The following is a 4,106-nucleotide window of genomic DNA, read 5'->3' as shown; positions in this document are numbered from 1 at the left end:
CCGCGAGGTGCCGCCCGAGCGGGCGGGGGAGCGGCCCGGTGCCCCGGCGATCGAGGACGACGGCGGCGCCCTGCCGATCCCGCGCCTGGCCGACGTGGTCAGCCCCCGCGACCCGGTGGGCCAGGTCGAGACCCAGTCGCTGGCCGTGATGCTGCAGGCCCCGCACCTGCTGGACGCGGAGCGTGTGGCCGCCCTGCCGGACGACTCCTTCCACGTCCCTGCCCTGCAGGGGGTGTGGGACGTGATGCTCGCCGCGGGAACCCTCCTGGACGCCGTGGGCGGGCAGCTGCCCGCCGCGCGCTATCTGGAGCAGGTCCTCGAGATCGCCGGCGAGACGGTGCGGCCGCTCATCGTGGAGATCGCGAACCTCGACCTGCCGGCCCGCAGCGAGGAGGCGCTGGAACGGCTCGGCGTCTCGCTCCTGGACCGGCTGAGCGAGCTGTCGATCACGCGCGAGTACTCCGTGCTCAAGCAGCGTCTCCAGCGCACCGATCCCTCCGACGCCGAGCGCTACCAGCAGATCATGGCGCGTCTGACCGAGGTGCAGATCAAGCGTCGGTCGCTGCGGGCACCATCGGACTGACGGCACCGCTCGAGGCGGCGCGTCCGGCCCGGAGCCTGCGCATCAGCTCGATCCCGCCGCCGAGCAGCAGCGCGAGCGTGATCCCGACGGCGACGCCCAGCAGCGGGTTGCTTCCGAAGGCGAGCCCGCCGAGCATCCCGATGCCGACGTAGTACAGGGACCAGATCAGCGCCGCCAGCGAGGAGTACAGCACGAACGTCGGGCGCGGGAAGCGGATCGCCCCCGAGGTGATGTTCACGGCCGTGCGCGCGCCTGGCACGAACCGGGCCCCGAGGATGACCACCCCACCGCGGGAGCGCAGCGCCGTCTCCGCGGCGCCGACCACCGCTCCCGCATACCGCCGCCGGCGCAGCCTCCGCGTCAGCGGACCGGCCCCGCGGCCGACGTGATGGGCCAGGACGTCGCCGAGCAGCGCCCCCGCCCAGGCGGCGACGACCAGCAGGGCTGCGGAGGGGCTGCCGGTGACGGCGAAGGTGCCGGCGGTCAGCACGACGGTCTCGGCCGGCACCATCGGGACCAGGGAGTCGCCGACGGCGAGGGCGATGACGAGGAGCAGCAGCCACGGCGAGGCCATGAGGCTCTCGGCGAGCTGCAGGACGCTGTCCATGCGAGGGTCTCCGGACGTGCTCGGGGTCGGTCGGTCGATGGCTTCGACGCTAGGTGGAGCAGGGAGCGCGGCACCGCCCGGCTGACCCTGCGGATCGGCGCGGGGAACTGCGCCGGGATCCTGCAGGAATCCCCCTGGGGGCCGCCGGTGCGGCTTGGTAGGTTCGGACCCCGCTGACCCCACCGACCCCGCTGACCCCGCTGACCCCGCTGACCCCGGTCCGAACCCGAGTCCGGTCCGAACCCGGGCCGAGCCCGGCCCGAGCCCGGCCCGATGCCCACGGCCCGTTCCGGCGGGCCACTCCCTGCCCGCCCTGATCCCGGAGGCCCCCGATGTCCCTGCCCGCACTCCCCGGGCCCCTCGCACATCGGGGACCCGTGCGCCTCGTGCGTCGGGCGTGCCGTCAGGTGCTGGGGACGCTCGGCGGCCTGGTCCTCGGCCCGCTGCTGCTCCTGGCAGGGATCGCGGCTCTGCTGCGCTGGCGCGGCCCGCTGGAGCGGATCCGCGGGTGGGAGCAGTGGAGGCTGCGCCGCGCCTACCGGCTGCGGCCGGGGCAGTCGCGCGGCGAGTTCCTGCGCGGCGCGCGCATCCCGCTGTGGGCCCTCGCGATCACCGCCGCCGGCTGGCTCATGCTCGAGGTCCTGATGCTCGTGATCGCGGTGGTCCTCGGCAGCCTCAGCCAGTCCCTGTACGGCTCGTCGGTCACCCTCAGCTTCGACCTGTGGGTGCTCAGCCGCCCCGCCCCGCTGGTCGCACTGGTGCTCGGTCCGGGCGGAGTGCTGGTGACCGCGCTGTGCGGCGAGGGCGTCGCCTGGGCACTCGCGGCGCTCCTGGGCCGCTGGACCGAGGTGACACGGGAGGACGCGCTCGAGCCGCGCCTGCACCAGCTGCTGACCACCCGGCGCGGCGTGCTCCTCGCGATCGACGACGAGCGTCGGCGGATCGAGCGGGATCTCCACGACGGCGTGCAGCAGAACGTCGTCTCCCTCTCGCTCGTCCTCGCCCGCGCCCGGCGCGCCGACGATCCGCAGCGCTCCGCGGCGCTGCTCGAGCAGGCGCACGGCCAGTCGCAGGCGCTGATCGAGGAGGTGCGCCAGGTCGCCTGGCGGGTCTACCCCACGGCCCTCGACGAGCACGGGCTCGTCTCCGCGCTCGAGGGCGTGGCGGCCACGAGCCCCCTGCCGGTGCGGCTCGCGGCCAGCATCGAGCACTCCCTGCCGCCGGCGGTCGAGTCCGCCGCGTACTTCGTCGTCCGGGAGGCGGTGACGAACGTGGTCAAGCACGCGGCGGCCTCAGAGGTGCTCGTCGAGGTGGGCACCGCCGAGAGGCAGGGGAGCCCGCTCCTGCGCCTGACGGTGCGGGACGACGGGGTCGGTGGTGCGGATCCCGAGGGCGGGGGACTGCAGGGGCTGGCCCGGAGAGCGGCGGCGCTGGACGGTACGCTCGAGGTCCGCAGCCCGCGCGGCGGGCCCACCGTCATCTCCGCGGAGCTGCCCTGTGACTGAGCCGATCCCTCCGACCCCGACCTCGCCCGGGATCGTCCTGGCCGATGACGCGGTGCTGCTGCGCGAAGGGGTGCGCAGCCTGCTCGAGGACGAGGGGATGGAGGTCCTCGCCTCCGTGGGCGACGGCGCGCAGCTGCTCGAGGCGGTGCGTCGGCACCGTCCCGGTCTGGCGATCGTCGACGTGCGGATGCCGCCCACCCACACCGACGAGGGGCTCGTCGCGGCGCTCGCCATCAAGCGTGAGATGCCCGAGGTGGGGGTGCTGATGCTCTCCCAGCACGTCGCCCGCGAGTACGCGACCGAGCTGCTGGGCTCCGAGACGACGGGGATCGGCTACCTGCTCAAGGACCGCATCACCGAGATCGACGGCTTCCTGGACGCGGTGCGTCGGGTCGCCGACGGCGGCACGGTCATCGACCCCGCGGTGGTGCGGGCGCTGCTGCGCGCGCCCGATCAGCGGCGCGCCGTGGCGAGGCTGAGCCCACGGGAGCTGGAGGTGCTCGAGGCGATGGCCGAGGGACTGTCGAACCGCGGCATCGCCGAGCGTCTCTTCCTCTCCGTGAGCACGGTGGAGAAGGCCGGCAGCGCGATCTTCGACAAGCTCGACCTCGCCGGGGAGGAGCAGAGCAGCCGCAGGGTCCTCGCGGTGCTGCGCTACCTGGAGTCCTAGGTGCCCGCGCCGCCGGTCCCGCCGTGACCTGCGCCGACCGCCCAGATGAGACTCGTCTCGCCCGGCCCGGCGGTGCTCAGCCCGCGGCGACGGCGCGCGCGATGAGCTCCCGCTGGCGGGCTGACAGCCGTGCGCGCAGCTGCTCGAGCCCGGTCCTCGCCGGCGATCCGTCGTCGGCCGCGGAGACGAGCTCCGTGAGCAGGGAGCGGGCGATCTCGAGGTCCTGCACCTGCCCGAGCAGCCCCTGCATCGCCTCCGCCCGCACGCGCGCTGACTCGATGTGCTCGCGGCTCGGCGCGTCGTCGGGGCCGGCGGCCAGCAGCTCGGCGGCGTAGCGCCATCGCTTGGCGGCCTTGCGCGCCGCATGGAGACGGGAGGGCTCCCCGCCCGAGACGCGCAGCCGGCGCACGACCTCTCGCTCCGCGCGGTCCAGGACCTCCTCGGCCGCCGGGACGGGCAGCGAGGGCGGGGTGCGGCACCAGGCCTCCAGCAGCGTCGCACCCTCGCGCCACGCCTCCGTGCCCGCGGTCGCCTCCATCGCGGCCAGCGCGTCGCGCCGCCGGGAACGCAGCACGCCCTCGAGCACGGCCTGCGCCTCTGCCCGGGCGGGACCGGGCTCGAGATCCTCCACCGCGGGCGCGAGGAGCTCGGCCAGGACGTCCGCGTCCCGCACCTCGCCGAGCGGGAGGGCGAGCGCCTGCAGCGCCGCATCGGCCGCGGCGGCGTCGAGGACCTCCTCGA

Annotated in this window: 4 protein-coding genes and 1 pseudogene; 3 read left to right on the top strand and 2 right to left on the bottom strand. The window is 75.1% G+C overall.

The window, feature by feature from the left end; genetic code table 11:
• Positions 1-583 (top strand): annotated as a pseudogene (locus tag HMPREF3159_RS09075) (DNA primase); the annotation flags it as partial.
• Here HMPREF3159_RS09075 and HMPREF3159_RS09070 read toward each other — a convergent pair.
• A complete protein-coding gene (locus tag HMPREF3159_RS09070; protein WP_070500730.1) occupies positions 549-1,190 on the bottom strand; it encodes a DedA family protein in 642 nt (213 codons plus the stop codon). The pseudogene HMPREF3159_RS09075 and the gene HMPREF3159_RS09070 sit on opposite strands and share 35 nt — an antisense overlap.
• Positions 1,191-1,567: 377 nt before the next feature.
• Between HMPREF3159_RS09070 and HMPREF3159_RS09065 the strand changes: the two genes are divergently transcribed.
• Complete coding sequence (locus HMPREF3159_RS09065) at positions 1,568-2,695, top strand: sensor histidine kinase (RefSeq protein WP_168165405.1); 1,128 nt, start codon at positions 1,568-1,570, stop codon at positions 2,693-2,695.
• On the top strand, positions 2,688-3,365 hold the full coding sequence (locus HMPREF3159_RS09060; protein ID WP_083305886.1) for a response regulator: 678 nt from the start codon (positions 2,688-2,690) through the stop codon (positions 3,363-3,365). The genes HMPREF3159_RS09065 and HMPREF3159_RS09060 overlap by 8 nt, the downstream gene beginning before the upstream one ends.
• Positions 3,366-3,441: 76 nt before the next feature.
• Here the strand turns inward: HMPREF3159_RS09060 and HMPREF3159_RS09055 are convergent.
• Positions 3,442-4,106 (bottom strand): CHAD domain-containing protein (locus HMPREF3159_RS09055; RefSeq protein WP_141748154.1); only part of this gene is annotated, 665 nt, incomplete at its 5' end.

It is taken from the genome of Brachybacterium sp. HMSC06H03, assembly GCF_001807385.1.
Lineage (GTDB): Bacteria > Actinomycetota > Actinomycetes > Actinomycetales > Dermabacteraceae > Brachybacterium > Brachybacterium conglomeratum.
The sequence above is the reverse complement of the archived record's forward strand: the minus strand, read 5'-3'. Positions and strand labels throughout refer to the sequence as shown.

Bases quoted from the DNA above. Each gene is read 5' to 3' on its own strand.
- HMPREF3159_RS09070 (WP_070500730.1), bottom strand. From the start codon at position 1,190: ATGGACAGCGTCCTGCAGCTCGCCGAGAGCCTCATGGCCTCGCCGTGG.